The organism is Kitasatospora sp. HUAS MG31 (assembly GCF_040571325.1).
Taxonomy (GTDB): domain Bacteria; phylum Actinomycetota; class Actinomycetes; order Streptomycetales; family Streptomycetaceae; genus Kitasatospora; species Kitasatospora camelliae.
Window position 1 is genome coordinate 5,502,228 of record NZ_CP159872.1, and the last position, 25,898, is coordinate 5,528,125.

The window sequence follows — 25,898 nt, forward strand, 5'->3', positions numbered from 1 at the left end:
CCCACGATCCGTACCGGTGCGACGGTGACCCGTCTGCCTGGCACCGGCGGACGGCTCGACGGCACACCCCCGGGCAGCCCCGGTGCCGCCCGCCGCCGTACCCCCGCCCCCAAGCCCGGCCGCGGGCGGGTGCCCGTGCCGGACGGCTTCCCCGCGCCCGCGGACCTCGCTCCGCTCGCCCGGCGGATGCTCGCCGACGCCGTGCGGGTCGCCCGCTGGGCCGGCGAACTGGACCAGGTCGACAAGCGGGGCGAACTGCTCCCCGACGACGCCCGGGCCGCCGGACGTGCCCTCGCCATGACCGTCGGCGCCGCCGCCAAGGCATGGGGCCAGGCGCTCCTGGTGGGCCTGGTCGAGCTCCGCGACGGCGGGGCCGGCCCCGGCTGGCGGCTGCACGCCTGGGAGCACGACGACGAGGCGGTGATCCGCGGCTGGTCCGCGCTGTTCGACGCCTGGACGCTGCTCGCCCCGGTGCCGCCCGCCGCGATGCGCGGCGTCTTCGCCCAGCTGGCCGGCCAGGCCGTGGACCAGGCGCCGCAGCTGCTCTCCTTCCTGCACCTGGTGGACGGCCCGGTGCCCGACGGCGAGCTGCTGGAGCTGCTCCGCCGCGGCCTCGACGAGCGACGGGTCGGCGGCGGGGCGGGCACGCTCTCGCTCTCGCCGGTCCCGCACGCCGCCTCCGCCGTCTCGGCGGTCCGCGGCACCTGCCGCGAGCCGAGGATCGACACCCCGCACTCGCCCGCCGACGTGGCCGCCGTCCTGGACTGGATGCTCGACGGCCTGGCCGCCGTCGGCGCCCTCGGCCGCCGCGACGACGCCGCCGAACTCTCCCCGCTCGGCCACTGGGCGGTCCGCGCCAAGCTGGAGGAGATCTGCACCGTCGCGCAGACCGCCGCCGGCCACATCGAGCAGAGCGCGGTGGAGCTGCTCGCCGCCTGCGCCGACTACTCGCCCGGCCCCGCGCGGGCCGAGTACCGCGCCTGGGTGGCCGCCCGGCCGGCGGACCGGGCCGTCGCCGAGTTGCTGGACGCCGCCCGCGGCGAGGACGCGCTGCTGCGGGGCCTCGCCTTCGAGGCGCTCCGGGTCGCCGGCGGGACGGCCGAGCAGGCCGTCCGGGGGGCCGTGGAGGAGTCCGTGCTGCGGCCGTACGCCCTGCTGTGGCTCGCGGAGCAGCTGGACGAGGACGGGGTGTCGCCGGCGGACGTGCTGGGCGCGGAGGACGCCGCGTGGCTGTGGGTGGACACCGCCGCGGCCGTGCTCGACCACGGCGAGACGGGTCTGCTGGTCGGACACGTCGAGGGCGCCTCGGCGGGGGAGCCGGTCCGGCTCTTCAACCGCGCCCGGCAGTCCGGACACCCGCGGGCCGCCTCCGTCCTCACCGCCGTCGCCGGCGTCCACCCCGACCCCGCCGTCGCCCGCGCCGCCCGCCGCTCCGCCTTCTCCGTCCACACCGGCGGAGCCTGACCACCCCGGCAACCGGCCGGCCCCTGGTGGTCGGCCTTCGCAATCGGCTGACCACCAGGGGCGCGTGGGGGCATCTCCCGGCCGAAGGCTGGGGTAGAACTGCGCGAGGGCGGATGGTACGGCGCCGCGGACGGCTTCCCACGGCCGGATGCACCACCGTCGCCGCCCGACCGTCACCCCCTGCCGCCCCGCGCCCCTAGTGGTTGCCCCCTTGCGGTAGGCAAAGCGAAGGGCCCGGATCCGTGCGGATCCGGGCCCTTCGTCGTGGCTTCAGCCGCGGGACTCCGCGCGGCGGGCGCGGACGTCGCCGACCTTCTGGCCGACCTTGCGGCGGATGACCAGCAGCGGCGCCATGGCCGCCAGCGCGATCTGCGCCACCGCACCGACGTGCATCAGCGAGTCGCCGCCCGGCAGACCCGCGGCCCAGGCCGCGAGGCAGCCGATGGAGAAGACGATCCAGCAGAGCGTCGCCGTGGCCAGCAGGCCCTGCGGCTTCGGGTACTCGATCCGGCTCACCATCAGGTAGGCCACGCCGAAGATCATCAGCAGGCCCGGCACGAACGGCGGGTCCAGCAGGACGATCGCGATCACGGTCATGGCGCCCATCGGGCAGGGCATGCCCTGGAAGATCCCGGGCCGCATCTTGACGGCCGAGAACCGGGCCAGCCGCAGCACCACCGCGAGCAGCACGGTCAGCGCGATGAGCGCGGACAGCCGCTGGTCGGAGCCGGGGGAGACGATGCCCCAGACCGCGACGAAGTACGCGGGGGCGATGCCGAAGCTGATCAGGTCGGCCAGGTTGTCGAGCTCCGCGCCCAGCGCCGAGGAGCGCAGCTTGCGGGCCACCAGGCCGTCGAACAGGTCGCACATCGAGCCGATCAGCAGCAGCGTCACGGCGGTCGCCGCGCTGTGCTTCACCGGGGAGCTGGACTCGCCGGTGAGGTGCGGCATGAGGATCCCGGTGGTGATCGAGTAGATCGCCAGGAAGCCGCAGACGGCGTTGCCCAGGGTCAGGAAGTCGGCCGTGGAGAGGTGCTGGGGCGAGCGGGGGGCCCGCAGCTCGCGGTCGCGCGCCCAGCGGCGGCGGCGGAGCTCGGTCTCCTCCTCGTCGCCCAGGCCGACAAGGGTCTCAGGATCAGTCACGGTCAAGGCGCGTCACCCCGGCGGTGGTCTTCTGGCCGACCTCGACGCCGACCTCGACGCCGGCCGGCAGGTAGGTGTCGACGCGGGAGCCGAAGCGGATCAGGCCGATCCGGTCGCCCTGCTCGACCTTGGTACCGGCGTCCACGTACGGCACGATCCGGCGGGCCACGGCCCCGGCGATCTGCACCATCTCGATGTCGCCGAGCTCGGTGTCGAAGTGCCAGACGACCCGCTCGTTCTGGTCGCTGTCCTTGTTGAACGCCGGGACGAAGCCGCCGGCGACGTGCTCCACGGACGTCACGGTGCCGGGCAGCGGCGCGCGGTTGACGTGGACGTTGAGCGGGCTCATGAAGATGGCGACGCGGGTGCGGCCGTCCGGCCAGGCGTCGATGGACTGGACCACGCCGTCGGCCGGGGAGATCACTCTGCCGGTGCCGATCTCACGCTCTGGGTCGCGGAAGAACCACAGCATGCCCGCGCTGAGCGCGCAGGCCGGCACGGCCGCCAGGGCCCACTTGCCGGACCGCCGGGTGAGGGCGGTGGTCACGGCGGCGGTGGCCAGGGTGGGGACGAACCAGGGAGTGGCGCCACGCGCGATGGTCACGCGGGGGCGCCGACCGGCCGTCGGGGCGGCGAGGGCGTCGCTGTCCGGGACGGAGGTGTGAGGGGACGGGCTGATGGGCATCGAAGACCTTTGTCGCGCGGGCCCCGAAGGACACTTGATGGCCGTTGGACGGTGGCCACCGCGGGGATCGGGTATAGGGGGACGGCTGTCCCGGTGGATGCTATCGGGCCCAGGCCCCAGGTGGGCAAGCCGCCTGGTCCTGGAACTGTCCGGCACGGTCGGGATGTGCGTCTGCTGTGTATACGACTGTCCATACGAAAGTAGCCCGGCGAGGTGCCGATCCCCAAGGGGTCGGCGGTGGCGCGTGACCCATGTCTCAACGGGGTCACTCCTTCGCCGGGTGTACGGAAGCGGCCGTGGGGCGCGCACACTGCCACATACGCGCCCCACGGCCGCTTCCTGCCGCCGTACGGGCCCCGGCTGACCAGGCCGGGGCTTGCCGTGCGACGGGACGGGTGGCGGGCCCGCACGCCCGCCCACCCGCCCTCCGGAGAGTCGGTGGGTCGAGCCGCGGCTCAGTCCGCCAGGCGGTACTCCTCGAGGAGGCGGCGGCCGACGATCATCTTCTGGATCTCCGCAGTACCTTCACCGATCAGCAGCATCGGGGCCTCGCGGTAGAGCCGCTCGATCTCGTACTCCTTGGAGAAGCCGTAGCCGCCGTGGATGCGGAAGGCGTCCTCGACGACCTCCTTGCAGTACTCGGAGGCGAGGTACTTGGCCATGCCGGCTTCCAGGTCGTTGCGCTCGCCGCTGTCCTTCTTGCGGGCGGCCATCACCATCATCTGGTGGGCGGCCTCGACCTTGGTGGCCATCTCGGCCAGCTTGAACTGGATGGCCTGGTGCTCGGCGATCTTCTTGCCGAAGGTGGTGCGCTGCTGGGCGTACGAGATGCCCAGCTCGAAGGCGCGGCGGGCGACGCCGCAACCGCGGGCGGCGACGTTGACGCGGCCGACCTCGACGCCGTCCATCATCTGGTAGAAGCCCTTGCCGGGGACGCCGCCGAGGATGCGGTCCGCCGGGATCCGGACGTCCTGGAGCACCAGTTCGGTGGTGTCGACGCCCTTGTAGCCCATCTTCTCGATCTTGCCGGGCACGGTCAGGCCGGGAACCTTGGGGTTCGGGCCGAAACCGGGCTCCTTCTCGATCAGGAAGGTGGTCATGTTCTTGTACGGGGTGCTGCCGCCCTCGTCGGTCTTGCACAGGACCGCGACCAGGGTGGAGGTGCCGCCGTTGGTCAGCCACATCTTCTGGCCGTTGAGGACGTAGAACTCGCCGTCCTTGACGCCCTTGGTGGAGATGGCCGCCACGTCGGAGCCGAGGCCCGGCTCGGACATCGAGAACGCGCCGCGGATCTCGCCGGCCGCCATCCGCGGAAGGAAGTACTCCTTCTGCTCCTGGGTGCCGTGCGCGTTGATCATGTGCGCGACGATGAAGTGGGTGTTGACGATGCCGGAGACCGACATCCAGCCGCGGGCGATCTCCTCGACCACCAGGGCGTAGGTCAGCAGGGACTCGCCGAGGCCGCCGAACTCCTCGGGGATGGTCAGGCCGAACAGGCCGAGCTGCTTCATCCCCTCGACGATCGCGGTCGGGTACTCGTCCTTGTGCTCCAGCTCGGTCGCGACCGGGATGATCTCCTTGTCGACGAAGTCCCGCACGGTGGCGAGGATGTCCCGCTGGATCTCGGTCAGGCCGTCGGTCTGTGCGAGGCGTCCCATCGCGCGGCTCCCTTGTCTAAAGGCGTGAGGGTGGGGGGAGAAGGCTTGCACGGGGGCTCCGCGGGCGTGACTTCCGCGGAGCCCCCGATCCGGGTGGGGGTCGGCCGATGACGGCGGCCTCCCCGTCCGGGGTCTGTGAGGTGTTACGCGAGGGGCTCGGGGCGCCCGGGCTGGTCGCCGCCGCGCTCCTTGAGGTACTGCTCGGTCGGCACCATCACCTTGCGGCGGAAGATGCAGACGACCGTGCCGTCCTGCTTGTAGCCCTTGGTCTCGACGTAGACGATGCCGCGGTCCGGCTTCGAGGTCATGTTCTTGTCGAGGACTGTGGTCTCGCCGTAGATGGTGTCGCCGTGGAAGGTCGGCGCGATGTGGCGCAGCGACTCGATCTCCAGGTTGGCGAGCGCCTTGCCGGACACGTCCTCGACGCTCATGCCGAGCAGCAGCGAGTAGATGTAGTTGCCGACCACGACGTTCTGGCCCTGCACGGTGGTGGTCGCGTAGTTGGCGTCCATGTGCAGCGGGTGGTGGTTCATGGTGAGCAGGCAGAAGAGGTGGTCGTCGTACTCGGTGACCGTCTTCCCGGGCCAGTGCTTGTAGACCGCGCCGACCTCGAACTCTTCGTAGGTGCGTCCGAACTGCATGGGAGGTGTCCTTGGGTGTGTGTGATGCGAGCGAGCCGACCGGGTCAGGAGCGCCCGGAGGCGAGCCGAGCCTGAAAGGGGTCAGGCCTGCGGGGGCTCGAACTTGGAGGTGCGCTCCATGCCGGCGGCGCGGCCCTTGCCGGAGATGACCAGGGCCATCTTGCGGCTGGCCTCGTCGATCATCTCGTCGCCGAGCATCGCGGAGCCCTTGGCGCCGCCCGCCTCGGAGGTGCACCAGTCGTAGGCGTCGAGGATCAGCTCGGCGTGGTCGTAGTCCTCCTGCGAGGGCGAGAAGATCTCGTTCGCGGCGGCGACCTGGTCCGGGTGGAGCACCCACTTGCCGTCGAAGCCGAGGGCGGCGGCGCGGCGGGCGACCGCCTTGTAGCCGTCGGCGTTGCGGATCTGCAGGTACGGGCCGTCGATGGCCTGCAGGTCGTTGGCGCGGGCGGCCATCAGGATGCGCATCAGGATGTAGTGGTACGCGTCGGCGTCGTAGCCGGGCGGCTGCTCGCCGACCACCAGGGACTTCATGTTGATGGAGGCCATGAAGTCGGCCGGGCCGAAGATGATGGTCTCCAGGCGCGGCGAGGCGGTGGCGATCGCGTCGACGTTGATCAGGCCCTTGGCGTTCTCGATCTGCGCCTCGATGCCGATCTTGCCGACCTCGAAGCCCATGGTCTTCTCGATCTGGGTGAGCAGCAGGTCGAGCGCCTTCACCTGCTCGGCGTCCTGCACCTTCGGCAGCATGATGCAGTCGAGGTTCGGGCCGGCGCCCTCGACGACGGTGATCACGTCGCGGTAGGTCCAGTGGGTGGTCCAGTCGTTGACCCGGACGACCTTGGTCTTGGCGCCCCAGTCGCCGTTGTTGAGGGCGTCCACGATGTTGTGGCGGGCGCTCTCCTTGACCAGGGGGGCGCAGGCGTCCTCCAGGTCGAGGAAGACCTGGTCGGCCGGCAGGCCCTGGGCCTTCTCCAGGAAGCGCGGGTTGCTGCCCGGTACGGCGAGGCAGGAACGGCGGGGCCGGAGGCGGTTGACAGACATGTGCGGGGTTGTTCCTTCCGGGTCAGCTGGTCGCAGTGGTCTCGGCTGCGGCCCACGGCTGGAGCCTGTTGGCCAGCCGGATCTCGTCCACGATCCGGCCGATGATGGTCGTGATGCCGAAGTCCTTCGGCGTGAAGACCGCGGCCACGCCGCCGGCCTTGAGGGTCTCGGCGTCCGCCGCGGGGATGATGCCTCCGACGATCACGGGCACATCCTCCACCCCGGCGCGGCGCAGGCGCTGTATGACGTCGGGCACAAGCTCCGGGTGGGCGCCGGAGAGGATGGACAGGCCGACGCAGTGGACGTCCTCGGCGACGGCCGCGGAGACGATCTGTTCGGGCGTCAGCCGGATGCCCTGGTAGACCACCTCGAAGCCGGCGTCGCGGGCCCGGACGGCGATCTGCTCGGCGCCGTTGGAGTGGCCGTCCAGGCCGGGCTTGCCGACCAGCAGGCGGAGCTTGCCGGTCCCGAGCTCGGCGGCGGTGGCCGCGACCGCCTCGCGGACCTGGGCCAGCTCGCCGCCGGGCTCGGCCGCGACGGCGACCGGGGCGCCTCCGACACCGGTGGGGGCCCGGTACTCGCCGAACACCTCGCGCAGGGCGAAGGACCACTCGCCGGTGGTGACGCCGGCACGGGCGCAGGCGAGCGTGGCCGGCATCAGGTTCTCGGAGGTGGTGGCGGTGGCCTTCAGCTGCTCCAGGGCCGTCTGCGCGGCGGCCTCGTCGCGGCCGGAGCGCCACCGCTCCAGGTTCTCCAGCACGGACCGCTCGGAGGCCGGGTCGACCACCATGATGGCGGTGTCCAGGTCGGCCGTGAGCGGGCTGTCCTCGGTGGTGTCGAAGCAGTTGACGCCGACGATCTTGTCCTGGCCGGCCTCGATCCGGGCCCGGCGCTCGGCGTGCGAGGCGACCAGGTTGGACTTGAGGTAGCCGGACTCGACGGCCGGGATGACCCCGCCCATCTCCAGCACCTTGGCGATCTCGGCCTCGGCGCCGGCCAGTAGCTCCTCGGTCTTGGCCTCGATCACGTGCGAGCCGTTGAAGACGTCGCCGTACTCCAGCAGGTCCGACTCGTAGGCCAGCACCTGCTGGATCCGCAGCGACCACTGCTGGTCCCACGGGCGCGGCAGGCCGAGGGCCTCGTTCCACGCGGGCAGCTGGACGGCGCGGGCGCGGGCGTCCTTGGAGAGGGTGACGGCGAGCATCTCCAGCACGATCCGCTGGACGTTGTTCTCCGGCTGCGCCTCGGTCAGGCCGAGCGAGTTGACCTGGACGCCGTAGCGGAAGCGCCGCTGCTTGGGGTCCTCGATGCCGTACCGCTCGCGGGTGACCTTCTCCCAGAGCCGGGTGAAGGCCCGCATCTTGCACATCTCCTCGATGAAGCGGACGCCCGCGTTCACGAAGAAGGAGATCCGGGCGACCACCTCGCCCATCCGCTCGGCCGGCACCTGGCCGGAGTCGCGGACGGCGTCGAGGACGGCGATCGCGGTGCACATGGAGTACGCGATCTCCTGGACCGGGGTGGCCCCGGCCTCCTGCAGGTGGTAGCTGCAGATGTTGATCGGGTTCCACTTGGGGATGTTCGCGACCGTGTAGGCGATCATGTCGGTGATCAGCCGGACGGAGGGCCCGGGCGGGAAGACGTGCGTCCCGCGGGAGAGGTACTCCTTGACGATGTCGTTCTGGGTGGTGCCGGTGAGCTTGGCGATGTCGGCGCCCTGCTCCTCGGCGACCACCTGGTAGAGCGCCAGCAGCCACATGGCGGTGGCGTTGATCGTCATCGAGGTGTTGGTCTGCTCGAGCGGGATGCCGTCGAACAGGGTCCGCATGTCACCGACGTGCCCGACCGGCACGCCGACCCGGCCGACCTCGCCGCGGGCGAGGACGTGGTCGGAGTCGTAGCCGGTCTGGGTGGGCAGGTCGAAGGCGACGGACAGACCTGTCTGACCCTTCGCCAGGTTCCGCCGGTAGAGCGCGTTGGAGTCGCTCGCGGTGGAGTGCCCGGCGTAGGTCCGCATGAGCCACGGACGGTCGCGATCGGCCATCAGATGTTCCGGAAGCGGTTGATCGCCGGCAGGTGCTTGGCCCGCAGCTCGTGGTCGCGGACGCCCATGCCCTCCTCGGGCGCCAGGCAGAGCACGCCGACCTTGCCCTGGTGCTTGTTGTGGTGCACGTCGAGGGCGGCCTGGCCGGTCTCCTCCAGGGAGTAGACCTTGGACAGGGTCGGGTGGATCTTGCCCTTGGCGACCAGGCGGTTGGCCTCGAACGCCTCGCGGTAGTTGGCGAAGTGCGAACCGACGATGCGCTTCAGCGACATCCACAGGTAGCGGTTGTCGTACTGGTGCATGTAGCCGGAGGTGGAGGCGCAGGTGACGATGGTGCCGCCCTTGCGGGTGACGTAGACCGAGGCGCCGAAGGTCTCGCGGCCCGGGTGCTCGAAGACGATGTCCACGTCCTCGCCGCCGGTGAACTCGCGGATCTTGGAGCCCAGGCGCTTCCACTCACGCGGGTCCTGGTTGTTCTCGTCCTTCCAGAACTTGTAGCCCTCGGCGGACCGGTCGATGATCGCCTCGGCGCCCATGGCGCGGCAGATCTCGGCCTTGGACTCGCTGGAGACCACACAGATCGGGGTGGCGCCGCCGGCCAGGGCGTACTGGGTGGCGTACGAGCCGAGGCCGCCGCTGGCGCCCCAGATCAGCACGTTGTCGCCCTGCTTCATGCCGGCGCCGTTCTGCGACACCAGCTGGCGGTAGGCGGTGGAGTTGACCAGGCCCGGGGAGGCGGCCTCCTCCCAGGTGAGGTGCTTCGGCTTGGGCAGCAGCTGGTTGGTCTTCACCAGGGCGATCTGGGCCAGGCCGCCGAAGTTGGTCTCGAAGCCCCAGATGCGCTGCTCCGGGTCCATCATCGTGTCGTTGTGGCCGTCCGGGGACTCCAGCTCGACCGAGAGGCAGTGCGCGACGACCTCGTCGCCGGGCTTCCAGGCGTTGACGCCGGCGCCGGTGCGCAGGACGACGCCCGCGAGGTCCGAGCCGAGGACGTGGTACGGCAGGTCGTGACGCTTGGTCAGCGGCGACAGGCGGCCGTAGCGCTCCAGGAAGCCGAAGGTGGAGACCGGCTCGAAGATCGAGCTCCACACGGTGTTGTAGTTGACGGAGCTCGCCATGACGGCGACCAGGGCCTCGCCCGGGCCCAGCTCGGGGAGCGGGACCTCGTCGAGGTGAAGGGACTTGCGCGGGTCCTTGTCGCGGCTGTCGAGGCCGGCGAACATCTGCTCCTCGTCCTTGTGGAGCGTGACCGCTCGGTAGGACTCGGGGAGCTTGACGGCGGCGAAGTCCTCCGACGTGGCGTCGTTGCTGAGGATCGCGTCGAGGATTTCCTGCATGGCTGCCTCCGAAGGCGGACCTGTGTGAGGGGCACAGGGGCGTCTGGGGGAGCCGGGAGCGGACACCGGCTTCGCTGAGGGACTGGGTGGGTGCTGCGGTGCGACGGGGTGGGGTCGCGGTGGGTGCTGCTGGTTCTCGTCCCCTCGGTCGGGGGACGCCGGACACGGCGCGCCGAGGTGGGGAGCCGCGGCGCCGCGACTGGTGGGTAACAAGGTAATGGCACGCTGTGCCACTCGTAAAGACACCGGGTGTCAGGAATGCGAGTGAGCCCCACCACGGTGCGAGCGGCCTGTGCCCGGCATGCCGAAGGCCCGCCCCGGGAAACCCGGGACAGGCCTTCGAATCTGCCTTGACCTGCTGAAATCGCCTGCGTTAACCAGCCTTGGGTGCAGCCAGTGCCGCCCTGATCGAGTTCACCACCAGGTCCAGCGGTGCGTCCGTTCGGGCGACTGTGATGAGCACCTCACCGCCCGGACTGGCACTGAGTGCGCTCACTGCCGCGTGCTCCTCCAGTGACCCGGCGTCACCCATGGCACCGGGTGCCACAGGAGTGCCACGGCGTCGCGCCCCGCTCGGCGGGGTCGGCCAGAACGTCCCCCGGATCACCTCGAAGGAGTGGTCGAGCTGCGCCTCCACGTCGCCGTGGCCGCCGGCCCGCAGCCAGCGCCGCAGCACGTGGTTGTGCGCCGCGACCACCGCCGCCGCCGAGACCTCGGCCAGCATCGAGTCGTCGTCCCCGCCGCGCTGCCAGCCCGGAGGGGTCTCCTCGGCCGCGTCGAACCGGCCCAGCAGGTACCGGGTGAACAGCCGCTCGTACCGGGCGACCACGGCGATCTCCCGCTCGCGCAGCGCCGGCACCTGGCGGATCAGCTGGTACCGGGCCACCGAGACCCCCGGCGTGGAGGCGTACATCCGGAGCACCTCCTTGATGCCCCGGCACACCACGTCCAGCGGGTGCTCGTCCGCCTCCGCGCTGGCCAGCAGGTCGGCCACCCGCACCAGGGTGTCGTCGTGGTCCGGGAAGATCGCCTCCTCCTTCGACCGGAAGTACCGGAAGAAGGTCCGCCGGGCCACCCCGGCGGCGGCGGCGATCTGATCGACCGTCGTCTCCTCGTAGCCCTGGGTGGCGAACAGCTCCATCGCGGCCGTCGCCAGGTCCTGGCGCATCTGCAGCCGCTGCGCGGCCGCGCGCCGGCTTCCCGCTCCGGTCTCGGCCGACGCCCGGCCGGCCTCCTGCTGCTCGGAGGATGACAGTTCCCGATCCATGTTCGGAACGCTACACGCACCGGGAGCCGCCGCGGCCGGCCTGGCCCGGCGGACCGCGGCGACCGGCGGCGCCACCGCCGGCCGGGGCCACCGGGACGCGACCGCCCCGGAGCCCCAGCCGGCTCTCGACTGCCCGCCGGCCGGCGGGAGGGCGCCCCCCTGGGCGCCGATCGGGTGGCCCGTCATCGCCGTGCGTGGTCTCGGAAGCCGCGGCCGCTCTTGCGCCCCAGGCAGCCGGCCGCCACCAGGTGCTCCAGCAGCGGCGCCGCCGCCAGACCCGGCTCGCGGAACTCCTGGTGCAGCACCTGCTCGATGGTGAGCGACACGTCCAGGCCGACCACGTCCAGCAGCTCGAACGGGCCCATCGGGTAGCCGCAGCCCAGCTTCATCGCGGTGTCGATGTCGTCCACCGTGGCGTAGTGCTCCTGGAGCATCCGCACCGCGTCGTTCAGGTACGGGAAGAGCAGCGCGTTCACGATGAAGCCGGCCCGGTCGCCGCACTCCACCGGGTGCTTCTTCACCGCGGCGCACAGCTCCAGCACGGTGGAGGTGACGTCCTCGGCGGTCAGCACGGTGGAGACCACCTCGACCAGCCGCATCGCCGGCGCCGGGTTGAAGAAGTGCATGCCGATCACGTCCTGCGGCCGCGAGGTGGCGGTCGCACAGCTGATCACCGGCAGCGAGGAGGTGGTGGTGGCCAGCACCGCACCCGGCTTGACGATCTTGTCCAGGGTGGCGAACAGCTCCCGCTTGACCGCCAGGTCCTCGGCCACCGCCTCGACCACCAGGTCGACCTCGGCCAGGTCCGCGTACTGGCCGGTCGGGGTGACCAGCGCCAGCGCCGCGTCGCGCTGCTCCTCGGACAGCCGGCCGCGGGAGACCGAACGCTCCAGCGAGCGGGCCAGCTGGGCCTTGGCGTTGTCCGCCTTCTCCTGGCTGCGGGCGGCCAGCAGCACCGCGTACCCGGCCTTGGCGAACACCTCGACGATGCCGGTGGCCATGGTGCCCGAGCCGCAGACGCCGACCAGCCGGACCTCGCGGCCGGCCACCCGCTGCCGGGCGGCCCCGGCCTCCTCGGCGACCACCGTGGAGGAGCCCGGGCCCTCGTAGGTGTAGAAGCCGCGGCCGGTCTTGCGGCCCAGCAGCCCGGCGGAGACCAGCTGGCCGAGGATCGGCGCGGGGGCGTGCAGCCGGTCCTTGGACTGCTCGTACATCGCCTCCAGGACGGTCCGGGCGGTGTCCACGCCGATCAGGTCCAGCAGCGCCAGCGGGCCCATCGGCAGGCCGCAGCCCAGCCGCATCGCGGCGTCGATGTCCTCGCGGGTCGCGTACTTCGACTCGAACATCGCGGCGGCCTGGTTGAGGTACGCGAACAGCAGGCCGTTGACGATGAAGCCGGCCCGGTCGCCGGCCGCCACCGGCTCCTTGCCCAGGTCGCGGGCGAACTCGGCGGCCTGCTCGGCGGACTGGGGGGAGGTCAGCACGGTGCGGACCACCTCGACCAGCTTCATGGTGTGCACCGGGTTGAAGAAGTGCAGGCCGAGCACCCGCTCCGGGCGGGCGGTGGCGGCGGCGATCCGGGTCACCGAGAGCGCGGTGGTACCGGTCGCGAGCACCGTCTCCGGCGGGCAGATCCGGTCCAGCTCGGCGAAGATCTCGCGCTTGAGCTCCAGCTGCTCCGGGACCTCCTCGATCACCAGGTCGGCCGCGGCGGCGGCCTGGAGCCCGGTGGTGACCGAGATCCGCTCCAGCAGCGCGGCGCGGTCCTCGGCGGTCAGGCGCTCGCGGCCCACGGCACGGGCCGTGGAGTCCTCGATCCGGGTCAGCGCCCGGGCGGCGGAGTCGGCGTTGGCCTCGATGCCGATCACACGGCGGCCACTGCGCGCCACCGCGACGGCGATCCCGGCACCCATGGTGCCGAGGCCGATCACAGCGACGGTCGGGAAGGGACGCTCCATTGTCCAGACTCCTTGTCATGGGCCCGCGCCGCGCTCCGGCACCACCGGGCCCGGCTCGTCGTCGAGCGGGCCGGTGCACGGGTGTGCCGGAGGAGGGTCCGGCGGCGCGGGGGTGAAGGGATGACGGGTCGGCACACGGGGCAGGGGCCGGTCCGCTCCGGCCGCGCTGCGGTGATGCCGTGAGATGCCCAGGCGTGCTGGGTGAAATGGAAAGCGGCGCTGAACTACTGCGCTGTACAGGCCCCGTGGGCCGGGAAACGTCCGTCCGCCGGTGCGGCTCCCGAAGCCCGGCGGTGGTGCGTGCGGTCACTGTAGCCCAGTTACCGGCGAGTAGGAAGGGGGCAGTCACCGCACCTGGCCACACCGACCCCGGGCCGGTGACTAGGGTTCCAGGCCATGGACGTCATACAGGCGGGGATCGGCATCGGGATCGGTGCGATGGTGGTCGGCGCGGGGTGCCTGCTGTGGGGCATGCGCTTCAAGGACCGCGGCGCGTACACGCCGCGCCCGCAGCCCGGCCAGCTCTACGGCGCGTGGGACGAGCTGGCCTACTGGGACCCGCTGCCGCACGCGCGGGAACTGTGCGAGGAGAACGCGATCGGCGGCGGCCGCTGGGAGGACCGCGGCCGGCTCAACGTTCCCGGGCCCTTCTACTGCGGACGGACCGGCGGGGAGGGCCGGGGGGCGCTGTTCGCGCCCTGGCACGTCCTCCGGGACGAGTCGGGCGCGGAGTTCGTCTACCGCCAGCCGGCCGACCCGGTGGAGCTCAGGGCGGTGGTCACCGCGGCCTGGAGCGATCCGGCCGGCGGCTACGCCTGGGACGGGGACCGGCGGTGGACGCCGGAGTCCGTCCGCGCCTGGTGGGCCGGCCGCGGCGGGGTCCGGGACTGGATCGGCGAGCGGCTCGCGGAGCCGGAGCGCGAGGCCGGCGAGCGGGAGTCGCTGCGGGACTTCGCCGCGTACCTCGACGACGGCCTGGAGGACGACCTGCGCGGCTACCTGTTCTGGCTGATCGAGGGCCGGGAGCCGGGGCTCTACGAGGAACTTCCCAAGCTCTGACCCCCCGGGGCCGGCGCGCCGGTACGCCGACAGCCCTCCCACCCCGGGTGCGGGGCGGGAGGGCTGTCGGCGTCGTGGGTACCGCCGGCCGGAGCCGGGGGTCAGGGCGTCAGTGCACCAGGACCGGGACGGCGTCCTCGGCGGCCAGGCCGTCGGCCCCGGCCGCGGCGGCGTCCGGCCGGCCCGCGTTGATCAGGACGAAGGCCGCGCCGGCGGCCACCACCAGGATGCCGAAGGACCACCAGATCGCGGTGGAGAAGCTGTGCACCATCGCCTGGAGCTGCAGCACCTCCTTGGACGGCGCGGTCGCGGCGTGCGAGGCGGCGTACGCGGTGGCCGCGCTGGTCGCGATGGTGTTCAGCAGGGCGGTGCCGATCGCGCCGCCGACCTGCTGCGAGGTGTTGACCATCGCGGAGGCCACACCGGCGTCGCGCGGCTGGACGCCGTGCGTGGCCAGGCTCATGGCCGGCATGAAGGCGGTACCCATGCCCAGACCCATCAGGATCAGGCCCGGCAGCAGCTGCCAGTACGAGGTGTCCACCGCGATCTGGGTGAGGATCAGCATGCCCACCGAGGCGACCAGGAAGCCGGGCGCCATCAGGTAGCGGGCCGGGACACGGGTCATCAGCCGCGCGCCGATCTGGGTGGAGCCGGTGATCATGCCGGCGACCATCGGGAGGAAGGCCAGGCCGGTGACGACCGGGGTGTACCCGAGGACCACCTGCAGGTAGTACGTGAGGAAGAGGAAGAGGCCGAACATGCCGATCACGGCCAGGCCCAGCGAGAGGTAGACACCGCCGCGGTTGCGGTCCAGCACCACGCGCAGCGGCAGCAGCGGGGCCTTGACCCGGCTCTCCACCGCGACGAAGGCGAGCAGCAGCACCGCGGACACGGCGAACAGGCCCAGGGTGACGCCCGAGGTCCAGCCGTCGGACTCGGCGCGGGTGAAGCCGTAGACCAGGGTGACCAGGCCGGTGGTGACCAGCAGCACGCCGGGGATGTCCAGGCGGTTGCGGTTGCGGCCCTCGGCGGGCTCGCGGATCACCAGCAGGGCGCCGGCGATGGCGGCCACCGCGAACGGGATGTTGACGTAGAAGGTCCAGCGCCAGTTCAGGTACTCGGTGAGCAGACCGCCGAGGATCAGGCCGATGGCACCGCCACCGCCGGCGATGGCGCCGTAGATGCCGAACGCCTTGGCGCGCTCCTTGGCCTCGGTGAACATCACCGCGAGCAGCGAGAGCGCGGCCGGGGCGAGCAGCGCGCCGAAGACGCCCTGAAGGGCGCGGGCACCGAGCAGCGTCGCGGTGTTGGTGGCGGCGCCGCCGAGCGCGGAGGCGACCGCGAAGCCGCCGAGGCCGACCAGGAAGGTCCGGCGGCGGCCCCACAGGTCGGCGATCCGGCCGCCGAAGAGCAGCAGGCCGCCGAAGGCCAGGGCGTACGCGGTGATCACCCACTGGCGGTTGCCGTCGGAGATCCCGAGGTCCCGCTGGGCGGAGGGGAGGGCGATGTTCACGACGGTCGCGTCGAGCACGACCATCAGCTGGGCGATGCCGATGAAGACCAGGGCCTTCCAGCGGCGGGGATCCGGCCTGACGGCGGATTCGGACATGGGGGTACCCACTAACGATTGCGAGGCAGGCACGCACGAGGGCGTACGGGACAGACGGACGTGCCGGCCGTGGGCCGGGGCGGTCCGGGTGGTGCGACGGGATCCGGAGGGATCCCGGGAGCTTCGGTGCGGCGCGGTGCGCCGCGGGAAAGGGCGTGCGGACGCGAGCACCGCGGTTGCCGGGGGCGTGGACCCGGAGGGGACAGGGGTCGGGTGGTCAGGCGGGACGCCTCACCGGTGGTCAGGTGGTCAGGCGGGCCGCCTCAGGTCCGCCAGGGTGGCGGAGCGGCCGGGCAGGACGGACGGGGCCGGGGCCCGCAGCCCGTCCAGCAGGATCTGGAGGTGACGGTGGGTGAACTCGTCCACCGCCACGCAGGCGGCGCCGGGCAGCGGGCGGGTCAGCTGGGTGATCGCCACGACGAAGTCGCCGACGCCCACGTCCGGCCGCAGCTGGCCGCTGGTGTGGGCGCGGGAGACCAGGTCGGTGGTGGCCTGCTCCAGACGGACCTTGGCCGCCTCCAGCTCGGGGTCGTCGGCGTCGATGTGCTCGGAGAGCAGCGGGCAGAGGGCGCCGATCCGCTCGTCCGCGGCCGCGTGGGTGAACCGGCTGAGCGCCGCGAAGGCGTCCGGCTCCTCCTCGGCGGCCGCGATCGCGTGGCCGATCACCCGGTCCATCACCGAGAGCGACACCTGCCGGATCAGCTCGCGGCGGTCGGCGAAGTGCCGGTAGAGCGTCGCGTTGCCGACACCGGCCCGCTTGGCGATCTCGTCCAGCGGCACCTCGGCGCCGAACACCACGAACAGCTCACGGGCGGCGGTGATGATCCGCTCGCGGTTGCGGTGCGCGTCCGCCCGCAGCCGGGGCGGCTTGGCGGCGACGTCGGGCATGGTGGTCACGGTGGTCACCGTGGGCCTCCTCTCGGCTTCCGGGGAATCGCTCCCCACTTAGGCGGACACGGGGTTAAACGGGGAAGCTCTCCCCGGAAATTTCGCCGAACTGTGTGACCTGCATCACATTCAGGGGTGGGCTGGGAATGCGGCCGCGGGAGGGGTGGGGACGGACGGGGCACGGGTGGGGTGCGGCCTGGCCGCGGAAACCCGTTCGGACCGCGGGGGCGCGTTCGCTAGGGTGAGCGCCGCGGGGGCGGCTCCGCGGCGTGCTTCCTTCTCTTCTTCCCTTCCCAGGAAATCCGAGTGCGCCCACTCTCCGCCCCCGCTTTCCGTTGCCGTGGCGAGCCGGGGGAGTCCGCCGGATGGAACTCGAGGACCTGCTGCTCCGCCGCTGCGGACTGGTCCCGCCCCCCGGGCGGCGCCGCCGGTCCGGCGAGCGCCCCCGACCCGCTCAGCCGCCACGGCCTGACCGCCCTCGAAGCCGACCTGGCCCGCCGCGGCCGGCTGCTCACCGCACCCCTGCGCCGCGCCCTGCTCGCCCGCCTGGACGCCCTGCCCCCGGCCACCGCCGCCGAGGACCTGCGCCGCCACCGCACCGCCTGGATCCGCGTCGGCGAGGTGCTCCACCCGTACGAGTACCACCGCCGGTACCCGCGGGCGGCGCGGCCCTGTTCGCCGTGGTCCGGCAGACCGACCTGCTCACCCACCCGCTCGGCGACGCCCTGCTGGAGTCCCCGCTGCCCGTCGCCGGCAGCGACGCCGGACGAAACCGGCTCACCGCCCCCACCTTCGCCGCCCGCACCGAGGCCCTGCTCACCGCCGGGGACGTGCCCGGCGCCGTCCGGCACCTCGCCGCGCGACCCGGCGAGCTCACCCGCCGGCTCCAGCACCTGCTCCGGGTCCACGACCGCTGGCTGCCCTGGACCGACCCGCCCGCCGAACTCCTCGACGCCCTGCCGGACGCCCTCCGCAGGGTCGCCCCCGGACCGCTCCTCGGCGCCCTCGGCCGGCTCCGCGCGGACCGCCCCACCGGCGAGCGCCGACTCTGCTTCCCGCCCGCCGGGATCGCCCGGGTGCCGGTCCGCGACCCGTGGCTCGACCCACTGCCCGAGCGGCTGCGGAAGCCCGTCCGGGCCCTGCTGGAGGCGGAGCTGCTGCGCCGCGCCTCCGCCGCGGGCGGGGACGGGGGCGGGTCCGGCGGTGGGGAAGCGGGCGGGGACGGCGGTGGGGACGCGTACGAGCTCGCCGTGATCGACGAGGAGCTGGCCGACCTGCCGGTGCCCACGGCCGTCCGTACCGCCGCGCGCTCGCTGGTCCGGCTGCCGCGCGGCAGCGTCCGGGCGCTGCCCGAGGGCGCCCGGCTGCGGCTCTTCCTGCACTGGACGCAGCCGCGCGGCCTGCGGATCGACCTCGACCTCTCCCCCGCCCTGTACGACGAGGACTGGCACTTCCAGGGCCTGTGCGACTACACCCACCTGGTGCACGGGCGCCGGGCCGCCGTGCACTCCGGCGACCTCACCTCGGCACCGCCGCCGCACGGCGCCACCGAGTTCGTCGACCTCGACCTCGCCGAACTCGCCGCCGACGGCACGCGGTACGCCGTCCCGGTGGTCTTCGCCTACAACGACATCCCGTTCGACCGGCTGACCGACGCCTTCGCCGGGTTCATGGAGCTCACCCCGGCCGGCACCCGCGGCAGGGAGCGGTTCGACCCGCGGGCCGTCCGGCAGCGGTACGACCTGGCCGGGAACACCCGGGTCGGCGTCCCGCTGGTGGTCGACCTGCGCACCCGCCGGTACACCTGGACCGACGCGAGCCTCGGCGCCGTCGGCGGCCGGCACAACCTGCGGCGGCACTCCCGGCGGATCGGGCGCCTCGCCGCGGACCTGCTGGCGCACTACGGGGACGGCGGACGGGCCACGCTGTGGGACCTCGCCGCCGCGGTGGCCGCCGGGTGGGCCGGGCGGGTGGTGGTCCGCCGGCGGGACGGCGCCCTGACCGGCCACCTGCGGCGACCCGGGGAGACCGCGGCCGAGTTCCGCCGCCGACTCGACGGCCCGGGGGACCCACTGCCCGCCGTCGAACTCGCGGGCCGGCGCGCCCTGTTCGCCCTCACCACCGCGGACCTCCCACCCGCCCCCGGCCTCACCGGCACCGCCTACCGCCTCCACCCCGGCCCCCTCGACGCCGCCGCCCTCACCCTCGGAGCCTTCGAGGACCTGCTCGCCCTCCTGCACGGGTCGGAAGGCTGATCGCCGCACCCTCTCGCGGAGCCACTTCTGTCGGTGGGTGGCTTCCCGGATGGGGCCTCCGGTTTCGCGCAGTTCTCCCCCAGCCTGACGGCCGGGAGGTGCCCCCACGCGCCCCCGATTGGTCGACCGATTGCCCGTGCCTGAGTGGTTGCCCGATTGCCCGGCCTTGAGCGGCCGTGCCGTCAGAGGGTGGAGCCCCGCCAGCCGTACCAGGGGCCTTCGAGGTGCCGGTAGTAGTCGGCGCGCTTCGGCGGGACACCGTTCGGGAAGTAGGCGTAGCCGTATTCGCCGAGGGTCTGGATCGAGACCGCGAACCTGACGCCGCCGTCGACCAGTTCGGCGTCCTCGACGGCGTACACGCCGACCCACTGCTGCTCGGTGCTCACCGTGCCCTTGGCGAGCGCCTCCTCCGCGAAGGCGGCCAGCGCCGGCCGCCCGGCCGCGAAGCGGGCCTCCCGCGGCACGTCGTAGTGGAGCAGTGCCACCGTGACGGCGAGCATCAGCGGCGGTACGGCCCAGCGCCACCAGCCCCGCGGTTCCCCGCGGCCGGTCATCCGGGACGGGAGCTGCCAGGCGGGCCAGGCCACCGCCAGGACCAGGACGGTGATCAGGGACAGGCCGAGCAGCCCGAGGTTTGGCTGGGGAAGGCTGCCCGCCGTGATGGCGGCGACGGCGGCGAGGGCGCAGCACGCCAGCACGCTGTTGCCGGGCCGCCGCAACCGCCGTCGCAGGGAGGGCACCGCCACCAGCACCGCGCCCCAGAGCAGCAGCGTGGGCAGGACGAGGACCATGCCCAGGCTGAACGGGTAGCCGAAGACCAGCACGAGCGCGGCCACCATCGCCAGGCCGTGGGTGATGCCCCAGGGCGCCAGGAGGATCCCGGCGAGGAGCAGCCCCAGCAGGATCGGGCCGCGGTAGCCGGGTCCGAACACGCGGTTGATCAGACGATCGGACCGATCCCACCAGTGTCCCGAGAGTGAATTCATGATCGTCTGTTTATCAGTCACTCGTGCCGTCGGTGGCCGGATTCCGTGCGGCCGCCCGCTCGTCCGGGTGAAGAGCGGTTGCGGTGGCGGGTCGAACCCGGTCGCAGCGGGCAGCATGAAGGGCATGACCACCGCCCTGCCCCGCGCCGAACGGGCCTCCCGCGCCAAGGTGGCCGCCACCCGGATCGAGGCGGAGGGCGTCCACGGCGTGGTCCTCGGCTTCGTCGACAACGCGGGTGTGACCAGGGTGAAGGCCGTCCCGGTCCGGGGGCTGGAGCACGCCGCCGAGTGGGGCGTCGGCGCCTCCCCCTGCTTCGACTCCTTCCTGGTGGACGACTCGATGGCCGCCGGCGGCGGCCCGCTCGGAGACCTGCGGCTGGTCCCGGACCTGGCCGGGCTCGTCCCGCTGGCCGCCCAGCCCGGCTGGGCGTGGGCGCCGGTCGACCGGTACGCCCAGGACGGCACGCCGTACCCCGGCTGCCAGCGGTGGTTCGCCCGCCGGATGGCCGAGGCGGTGGCCGACCGCGGGCTGGAGGTCCGGGCCGGCATCGAGGCGGAGTGGGTGGTGGACGGCGACGGCGCCGGCCCCGCGTACGGGATGCGCCGGATGATCGGCCTCTCCGACTACCTGCGCGACCTGCTCAAGGCCCTGGCGGCCCAGGAGCTGACCGTGCTGCAGATCCACCCCGAGTACACCGTCGGGCAGTTCGAGGTCTCGGTCGCACCCTCCGGCCCGGTGGAGGCGGCGGACACCGCGCTGCTGGTCCGCACCACCGTGCAGGCCGTCTCCGCCCGGCACGGCCTGTCCGCCTCCTTCGCCCCGGCGGTCGCCGCCGGCGGCGTCGGCAACGGCGCCCACGTCCACCTCAGCCTGCTCCGCGGCGGCCACACCCTGTTCTCCGGCGGCTCCGGGCCGCACGGCCTGACCCGGGAGGCGGAGGCGTTCCTCGCCGGGGTGCTCGCCGAACTGCCCGCCCTGCTCGCCCTCGGCGCCCCGAGCGCCGCCAGCTACCTGCGGCTGGTGCCCGGCCGCTGGTCCGGCCCGTACCGCTGCTGGGGGCTGGAGAACCGCGAGGCGGCGCTGCGGCTGATCACCGGCTCCACGCCCGAGCAGGCGAACGCCGAGGTCAAGTGCTTCGACGGCGCCGCCAACCCCTACCTGGCGATCGGCGGGATCCTGGCCGCCGGCCTCGCCGGGCTGGACGCGGCCGCCGTCCTCCCGCCCGAGGTGTCCGAGGACCCGGCCACCCTCCCCGGGGTGGAACGGCTGCCGACCGACCTGGCCGGGGCGGCGGAGGCGTTCCGCGGGTCCGAGGTCCTGAAGCTCGCCCTCGGTGCCGACCTCCACGCCGCGGTGCTCGCCGTCCGCGAGGGCGAGGCGGCGCTCTTCGCGGGCCGCAGCGACGAGGAGATCATCGCCGCCACCCGCGACCGGTACTGACCGTGCTGATCGACCACCACTGCCACAGCGTGGTCGCCGAAGAGCTGGACGACACGGCCCTCGGCGACCTGCTCACCGAGTCCGACCGCCCGGCCGCCCCCGGCACCTCCCGCTTCGACAGCGCCCTCGGGCTCGCCGTCCGCCGCTGGTGCCCGCCCGCCCTCGGGCTCCCCGCCCACGCCCCGGCCGCCGACTACCTGGCCCGCCGCCGGGAACTCGGCAGCACCGAGGCCACCCGCCGGCTGCTCCGGGCCGCCGGGCTGGACGCCCTGCTGGTCGACACCGGGCTCACCGCCGCCGCCGGCCGCCCGCTGCTCACCCTGCCCGCGCTGGCCGAGGCCGCCGCCACCCCCGTCCACGAGGTGGTCCGGCTGGAGAGCGTCGCCGAACGGGTCGAGTCCGGCGCCGCCGACTGGCCCGCCGCCGCGGCCGAGGCCCTCGCCGCCGAGACCGCCCGGCGCGGAGCCGTCGCCGTGAAGTCGGTGCTCGCCTACCGGCACGGCCTGGACGTCCCACCCGGGCGGCCCGCCCGCGCCGCCCTGGTCCGGGCGGCCGAGGACTGGCTGCGCGGCCCGCGCGAACGCCTCACCGACCCCCTGCTGCTGCGCCACCTGCTCTGGTCCGCCGCCGAACTCGGCCTGCCGATCCAGCTGCACACCGGCTTCGGCGACCCGGACCTCAGGCTCCACCGCGCCGACCCGGCCCTGCTCGCCGACCTGGTCCGGGCCCTGGAACCCACCGGCGTCCCGCTGGTCCTCCTGCACTGCTACCCGTACCACCGGCAGGCCGCCTGGCTGGCCCACTGCTTCCCGCAGGTGTACGTGGACATCGGGCTGACCGTGCCGCACACCGGCCCGCGCGCCGCCGCCGTGCTCGGCGAGGTGCTGGAGCTGGCGCCGTACGGCAAGGTGCTGTTCTCCACCGACGCGTACGGCCTGCCCGAGCTCTACCTCACCGGCGCGGCCCAGTACCGGCACGGCCTGGCGGCCCTGCTGGACGACTGGCGCCGCGACGGCGCCCTGACCGGCACCGACGCCGAGCGGATCACCGCCCAGGTCTCCGGCACGAACGCCACCCGGCTCTACCGGCTCTGACCGGTCGCGCCGCGGATGACACGGAGTCAGGATACGTACACCGGGCGGACACCGGGCGGAAGTGGCGGCAGATGCGCAGATGTGCGGAGATCGCGTCGGCGGTCTTGCGGCCTCCGACGGCCCTTCACTAGCGTCCCACCCGTTCGCGTGCCCCTGTCACCTCAGGGGCGCCATCGACACTCGGGAGGGCCAACCCCTATGAGTTCTTCTCGGACACGCCGGATACGGTTCGCCGCTTCGGCCCTCGCCCTCGCCACCGCGGGCGCACTGGCGATACCCGCCGGCACGGCCGCGGCCGCCCCGGCCGACGAGGCGACCGGTCCCCTGCTGAACTACGTGGTCAACACCAAGGCCAACCACGGCCAGGTGAAGAAGGCCGAGCGGGAGATCACGGCGGCCGGCGGCACCGTGATCGTCTCGTACGAGCAGATCGGCGTCATCATCGCCCGCTCCGACAAGGTCGGCTTCGCCGCCGGCCTGCGGCACTCCAAGACCGTCGAGTCGGTCGGCGCCAGCCGGACCAAGGGCATCACCGCCGGCGACGTGGAGAGCCCCGAACCGGCCTCGGTCGCGGCCGCCGCCCCCGCCGACGGGACCGAACCCGCCTGGGCCAACCAGTGGGACATGAAGCAGATCGGCGTCGACAAGGCCCACGAGACCACCCTCGGCAGCCGCCACGTGGTCGTCGGCGTCCTCGACTCCGGCATCGACGCCACCCACGAGGACCTCGCCGCCAACGTGGACGCCTCGCTCTCGGTCTCCTGCCTCGACAACGGCAAGCCGAACACCGACTGGAAGGCCTGGCAGCCCACCACCAGCGACCACGGCACCCACGTCGCCGGCACCATCGCCGCCGCCCACAACGGCAAGGGCATCGAGGGCATCGCCCCGAACGTCCGGCTGGCGGCGGTCAAGGTGGTCGACGACGGCGGGTTCATCTACCCCGAGTACGCGATCTGCGGCTTCGTCTGGGCCGGCGAGCACCACTTCCAGGTGACCAACAACAGCTACTACATCGACCCGTGGCTGTTCAACTGCCAGAACGACCCCGACCAGGCCGCCGTCCTGACCGGCGTCCGCCGGGCGGTCGACTTCTCGCGGCGCGGCGGCGTCCTCAACGTCGCGGCGGCCGGCAACGAGAACTACGACCTCGCCCACAAGACCACCGACACCTCCAGCCCCGACGACACCACCCCCGTCGAGCGCAAGATCGACGACAACTGCCTCTCGCTGCCGACCGAGCTGCCCGGCGTGGTGGTCACCACCTCCGTGGGTGTGAAGGGCCAGAAGTCCTTCTACTCCAGCTACGGCCTCGGCAAGGCCACCGTGGCGGCGCCCGGCGGCGACTCCCGCTACCAGCTGCCGGCCACGCCGGACAAGAACGGCCGGGTGCTCTCCACCGTGCCGGGCAACAAGTACGCCTACATGCAGGGCACCTCGATGGCCTCGCCGCACGCGGCGGGCGTCGCGGCGCTGCTCGCCTCCACCCACCCGTGGGCGGGGCCGGACCAGCTGAGGTCCATGCTGGTGCGGCAGGCCGACGCCCAGGCCTGCCCGAGCAGCTTCGACCCCAGCGGCGACGGCGCCTGGAAGGCCACCTGCGAGGGTTCCACCGCCGACAACGGCTTCTACGGCGGCGGCATCATCAACGCGGCCAAGGCCGTCCAGTGGTGGCGGATCTAGCCTCCGACACATAGCCGGTCACCTGAGCGCACCGTCAGGGGCGCGAGGCACTGCGCGCTGCGGAAGGGTTCTACGTCGGCCTCTTCCGTTGTCGCGCAGTTCCCCGCGCCCCTTTTGGCGTGACCGGTTGCGCAGGGTTCGGGGTTGCCCGGTTGTGTCTGCCCGGTCAGGGCTTGCGCATGAGGTCGCGGTTGGGGACCTGCTGGAGCCAGGCGGGTCGGCCGGCGAGGGCGGCGGCGGTGCGGCGGGCGTCGGCGGCGCGGAGTTCGTCGGGGGTGGCGAAGCAGGTGGGCAGCCAGGCGGCGGAGCCGGCCGCGCGGGCGGCGAGGTGGGTGACGTACGCGTCCCGCAGGTCGTCCACCGTGTCGAAGCCGGGTTCGCCCGCCAGCCAGGCGTCCGGCACCAGGGCCACGACTTCCCGCAGCAGGGATTCGGTCACCCGTCCGGCGAGTTCCTCGTCGGCCGCGTGGACGTCGGGGCCGAAGGTCCCGAGGGCGTGGCCGCTCATGTCGTACGCCTTGAGGACCGACCCGGGGGCGCCCGACCAGCGGTGGTGGAAGACCAGGGCGGCGCCGTTGTCGATCAGCCAGAGCCGGCCGTGCCAGACCATCAGGTTGGGGTTGTGGACGGTGCGGTCGACGTTGGCGGTGAGGGCGTCGAGCCAGACCACCCGGCCGGCCTCCTCGGGGGAGACGTCGAGCATGCCGGGACGGTAGTCGCGGGAGCGCGGCAGGTAGTCCATGCCGAGGTTGAGCCCGGCGCTGGCGCGGAGGATGTCCTGGATCTCGGGGTCGGGCTCGTGGGCGGCGACCGAGGGGTCGAAGTCGACCAGGCGGAGTTCGGGCACCCGCAGGCCGAGCCGCCGGGCGAGCTCCCCGACGATCACCTCGGCCACCAGGGCCTTGCGGCCCTGCGCGGCGCCGGTGAACTTGACCACGTACGTGCCCAGGTCGTCGGTCTCCACCACCCCGGGGACGGACCCTCCGGCGCGGAGCGGGTCGACGTAGCGCAGGGCGGTCACCTGATCGAGCATCCCGCCACGATAACCCGGCCCCCGGTGGACCAGGGCCCGGTTTTCGCCGCGCCGGTCGGCGGTGGTTGGCTTTCCCTGATCACCGCCGGGTGGCGTCCCGCCGGGACGGTCCGGGACGGCGGGACGACGAGACGAATGGAGTCCGAACCATGGGCAAGGTGTACGCGAGTACCGATCGGGTCTACAAGGCCGCCCCGCGCCGGGTGTACGAGGCGCTGGCCGACTACGCGGTGACCCGCCCGAAGCTGCTGACCGCGCAGTACAGCGAGTACGAGGTGCGGGCCGGCGGCACCGGCGCCGGCACCCAGGTGCACTGGAAGCTGCAGGCCACCGAGAAGCGGGTGCGGGACTGCCTGTTCACCGTCTCCGAGCCCACCCCGGAGCAGCTGGTGGAGACCGACGCCAACTCCAGCATGGTGATCACCTGGACGGTGGTCCCGGTCGGTGCCGACCAGGCGAAGGTCACGGTGGAGGCCACCTGGCAGGGCGCGGGCGGCATCGGCGGGTTCTTCGAGCGCACCTTCGCGCCCAAGGGCCTCAACCGGATCCACGACGCGGTGCTCGCCAACCTGGCGGCCGAGCTCTCGGCCTGACCGCACGTGCAGGGGAGGG

20 protein-coding genes are annotated in these 25,898 nt (G+C 73.0%); 7 read left to right on the forward strand and 13 right to left on the reverse strand.

What is annotated here, in order from left to right; translation table 11 throughout:
• Window positions 1-24: 24 nt before the first annotated feature.
• Complete coding sequence (locus ABWK59_RS24630) at window positions 25-1,464, forward strand: hypothetical protein (RefSeq protein ID WP_354642789.1); 1,440 nt, start codon at window positions 25-27, stop codon at window positions 1,462-1,464.
• Window positions 1,465-1,734: 270 nt separating this feature from the next.
• Here ABWK59_RS24630 and ABWK59_RS24635 read toward each other — a convergent pair whose 3' ends face one another.
• From ABWK59_RS24635 to ABWK59_RS24675, 9 genes are all read right to left on the reverse strand, one after another.
• Window positions 1,735-2,613, reverse strand: a complete 879-nt coding sequence (locus ABWK59_RS24635; protein ID WP_420492847.1) for a CDP-alcohol phosphatidyltransferase family protein — start codon at window positions 2,611-2,613, stop codon at window positions 1,735-1,737.
• On the reverse strand, window positions 2,600-3,292 hold the full coding sequence (locus ABWK59_RS24640) for a phosphatidylserine decarboxylase (protein ID WP_354642790.1): 693 nt from the start codon (window positions 3,290-3,292) through the stop codon (window positions 2,600-2,602). The genes ABWK59_RS24635 and ABWK59_RS24640 overlap by 14 nt, the downstream gene beginning before the upstream one ends.
• A gap of 455 nt (window positions 3,293-3,747) precedes the next feature.
• A complete protein-coding gene (locus ABWK59_RS24645; protein ID WP_030266688.1) occupies window positions 3,748-4,950 on the reverse strand; it encodes an acyl-CoA dehydrogenase family protein in 1,203 nt (400 codons plus the stop codon).
• A gap of 143 nt (window positions 4,951-5,093) precedes the next feature.
• Entirely contained in the window at window positions 5,094-5,591 is a 498-nt protein-coding gene (locus ABWK59_RS24650; protein WP_354642791.1) for a MaoC family dehydratase, read from the reverse strand.
• A gap of 81 nt (window positions 5,592-5,672) precedes the next feature.
• Window positions 5,673-6,632, reverse strand: coding sequence for an HpcH/HpaI aldolase/citrate lyase family protein (locus ABWK59_RS24655; protein WP_354642792.1), 960 nt, complete (start codon window positions 6,630-6,632; stop codon window positions 5,673-5,675).
• A gap of 22 nt (window positions 6,633-6,654) precedes the next feature.
• Window positions 6,655-8,676 (reverse strand): protein meaA, encoded by a 2,022-nt coding sequence (locus ABWK59_RS24660; protein ID WP_354642793.1) that lies wholly within the window; start codon window positions 8,674-8,676, stop codon window positions 6,655-6,657.
• Window positions 8,676-10,013 (reverse strand): crotonyl-CoA carboxylase/reductase, encoded by a 1,338-nt coding sequence (gene ccrA, locus ABWK59_RS24665; RefSeq protein ID WP_354642794.1) that lies wholly within the window; start codon window positions 10,011-10,013, stop codon window positions 8,676-8,678. Before ccrA ends, ABWK59_RS24660 begins: the two co-directional genes overlap by 1 nt.
• 373 nt (window positions 10,014-10,386) lie before the next feature.
• Complete coding sequence (locus ABWK59_RS24670; RefSeq protein WP_354642795.1) at window positions 10,387-11,280, reverse strand: TetR family transcriptional regulator; 894 nt, start codon at window positions 11,278-11,280, stop codon at window positions 10,387-10,389.
• A 182-nt stretch (window positions 11,281-11,462) separates the two neighbouring features.
• Window positions 11,463-13,238 carry a 3-hydroxyacyl-CoA dehydrogenase family protein gene (locus ABWK59_RS24675; RefSeq protein ID WP_354642796.1) on the reverse strand — a complete coding sequence of 592 codons (1,776 nt, stop codon included), beginning with the start codon at window positions 13,236-13,238 and terminating at the stop codon, window positions 11,463-11,465.
• Between the two features lie 396 nt (window positions 13,239-13,634).
• On the opposite strand from ABWK59_RS24675, the gene ABWK59_RS24680 reads away from it, so the two are divergent.
• Entirely contained in the window at window positions 13,635-14,297 is a 663-nt protein-coding gene (locus ABWK59_RS24680) for a ferredoxin (RefSeq protein ID WP_354642797.1), read from the forward strand.
• A gap of 109 nt (window positions 14,298-14,406) precedes the next feature.
• Here ABWK59_RS24680 and ABWK59_RS24685 read toward each other — a convergent pair whose 3' ends face one another.
• Together ABWK59_RS24685 and ABWK59_RS24690 are read right to left on the reverse strand one after the other, a co-directional pair.
• Window positions 14,407-15,906, reverse strand: a complete 1,500-nt coding sequence (locus ABWK59_RS24685; protein ID WP_354642798.1) for an MFS transporter — start codon at window positions 15,904-15,906, stop codon at window positions 14,407-14,409.
• Between the two features lie 249 nt (window positions 15,907-16,155).
• Complete coding sequence (locus ABWK59_RS24690; RefSeq protein ID WP_354645097.1) at window positions 16,156-16,794, reverse strand: TetR/AcrR family transcriptional regulator; 639 nt, start codon at window positions 16,792-16,794, stop codon at window positions 16,156-16,158.
• A gap of 680 nt (window positions 16,795-17,474) precedes the next feature.
• On the opposite strand from ABWK59_RS24690, the gene ABWK59_RS24695 reads away from it, so the two are divergent.
• Window positions 17,475-19,049 (forward strand): TerD family protein, encoded by a 1,575-nt coding sequence (locus ABWK59_RS24695; protein WP_354642799.1) that lies wholly within the window; start codon window positions 17,475-17,477, stop codon window positions 19,047-19,049.
• 182 nt (window positions 19,050-19,231) lie between these two features.
• Here ABWK59_RS24695 and ABWK59_RS24700 read toward each other — a convergent pair whose 3' ends face one another.
• On the reverse strand, window positions 19,232-19,981 hold the full coding sequence (locus tag ABWK59_RS24700; RefSeq protein ID WP_354642800.1) for a hypothetical protein: 750 nt from the start codon (window positions 19,979-19,981) through the stop codon (window positions 19,232-19,234).
• 178 nt (window positions 19,982-20,159) lie between these two features.
• Here ABWK59_RS24700 and ABWK59_RS24705 point away from each other — a divergent pair, with 178 nt between their 5' ends.
• The 3 genes from ABWK59_RS24705 to ABWK59_RS24715 all read left to right on the forward strand — a co-directional run bounded on the left by ABWK59_RS24705 (window position 20,160) and on the right by ABWK59_RS24715 (window position 24,253).
• Entirely contained in the window at window positions 20,160-21,476 is a 1,317-nt protein-coding gene (locus tag ABWK59_RS24705) for a glutamine synthetase family protein (protein WP_354642801.1), read from the forward strand.
• A 2-nt stretch (window positions 21,477-21,478) separates the two neighbouring features.
• Complete coding sequence (locus ABWK59_RS24710; RefSeq protein WP_354642802.1) at window positions 21,479-22,570, forward strand: amidohydrolase family protein; 1,092 nt, start codon at window positions 21,479-21,481, stop codon at window positions 22,568-22,570.
• Between the two features lie 198 nt (window positions 22,571-22,768).
• Entirely contained in the window at window positions 22,769-24,253 is a 1,485-nt protein-coding gene (locus ABWK59_RS24715; RefSeq protein WP_354642803.1) for a S8 family peptidase, read from the forward strand.
• Between the two features lie 166 nt (window positions 24,254-24,419).
• Here ABWK59_RS24715 and ABWK59_RS24720 read toward each other — a convergent pair whose 3' ends face one another.
• A complete protein-coding gene (locus ABWK59_RS24720; protein WP_354642804.1) occupies window positions 24,420-25,286 on the reverse strand; it encodes a HipA family kinase in 867 nt (288 codons plus the stop codon).
• Between the two features lie 149 nt (window positions 25,287-25,435).
• On the opposite strand from ABWK59_RS24720, the gene ABWK59_RS24725 reads away from it, so the two are divergent.
• Complete coding sequence (locus ABWK59_RS24725) at window positions 25,436-25,879, forward strand: SRPBCC family protein (protein ID WP_354642806.1); 444 nt, start codon at window positions 25,436-25,438, stop codon at window positions 25,877-25,879.
• The last annotated feature ends 19 nt before the right edge of the window (window positions 25,880-25,898 follow it).

Coding starts and splice junctions, on each gene's coding strand:
- ABWK59_RS24680 (WP_354642797.1), top strand. CDS start 13,635: ATGGACGTCATACAGGCGGGGATCGGCATCGGGATCGGTGCGATGGTG.
- ABWK59_RS24670 (WP_354642795.1), bottom strand. CDS start 11,280: ATGGATCGGGAACTGTCATCCTCCGAGCAGCAGGAGGCCGGCCGGGCG.
- ABWK59_RS24645 (WP_030266688.1), bottom strand. CDS start 4,950: ATGGGACGCCTCGCACAGACCGACGGCCTGACCGAGATCCAGCGGGAC.
- ABWK59_RS24675 (WP_354642796.1), bottom strand. CDS start 13,238: ATGGAGCGTCCCTTCCCGACCGTCGCTGTGATCGGCCTCGGCACCATG.
- ABWK59_RS24660 (WP_354642793.1), bottom strand. CDS start 8,676: ATGGCCGATCGCGACCGTCCGTGGCTCATGCGGACCTACGCCGGGCAC.
- ABWK59_RS24685 (WP_354642798.1), bottom strand. CDS start 15,906: ATGTCCGAATCCGCCGTCAGGCCGGATCCCCGCCGCTGGAAGGCCCTG.
- ABWK59_RS24690 (WP_354645097.1), bottom strand. CDS start 16,794: ATGCCCGACGTCGCCGCCAAGCCGCCCCGGCTGCGGGCGGACGCGCAC.
- ABWK59_RS24705 (WP_354642801.1), top strand. CDS start 20,160: ATGACCACCGCCCTGCCCCGCGCCGAACGGGCCTCCCGCGCCAAGGTG.
- ABWK59_RS24715 (WP_354642803.1), top strand. CDS start 22,769: ATGAGTTCTTCTCGGACACGCCGGATACGGTTCGCCGCTTCGGCCCTC.
- ABWK59_RS24640 (WP_354642790.1), bottom strand. CDS start 3,292: ATGCCCATCAGCCCGTCCCCTCACACCTCCGTCCCGGACAGCGACGCC.
- ABWK59_RS24725 (WP_354642806.1), top strand. CDS start 25,436: ATGGGCAAGGTGTACGCGAGTACCGATCGGGTCTACAAGGCCGCCCCG.
- ABWK59_RS24650 (WP_354642791.1), bottom strand. CDS start 5,591: ATGCAGTTCGGACGCACCTACGAAGAGTTCGAGGTCGGCGCGGTCTAC.
- ccrA (WP_354642794.1), bottom strand. CDS start 10,013: ATGCAGGAAATCCTCGACGCGATCCTCAGCAACGACGCCACGTCGGAG.
- ABWK59_RS24720 (WP_354642804.1), bottom strand. CDS start 25,286: ATGCTCGATCAGGTGACCGCCCTGCGCTACGTCGACCCGCTCCGCGCC.
- ABWK59_RS24655 (WP_354642792.1), bottom strand. CDS start 6,632: ATGTCTGTCAACCGCCTCCGGCCCCGCCGTTCCTGCCTCGCCGTACCG.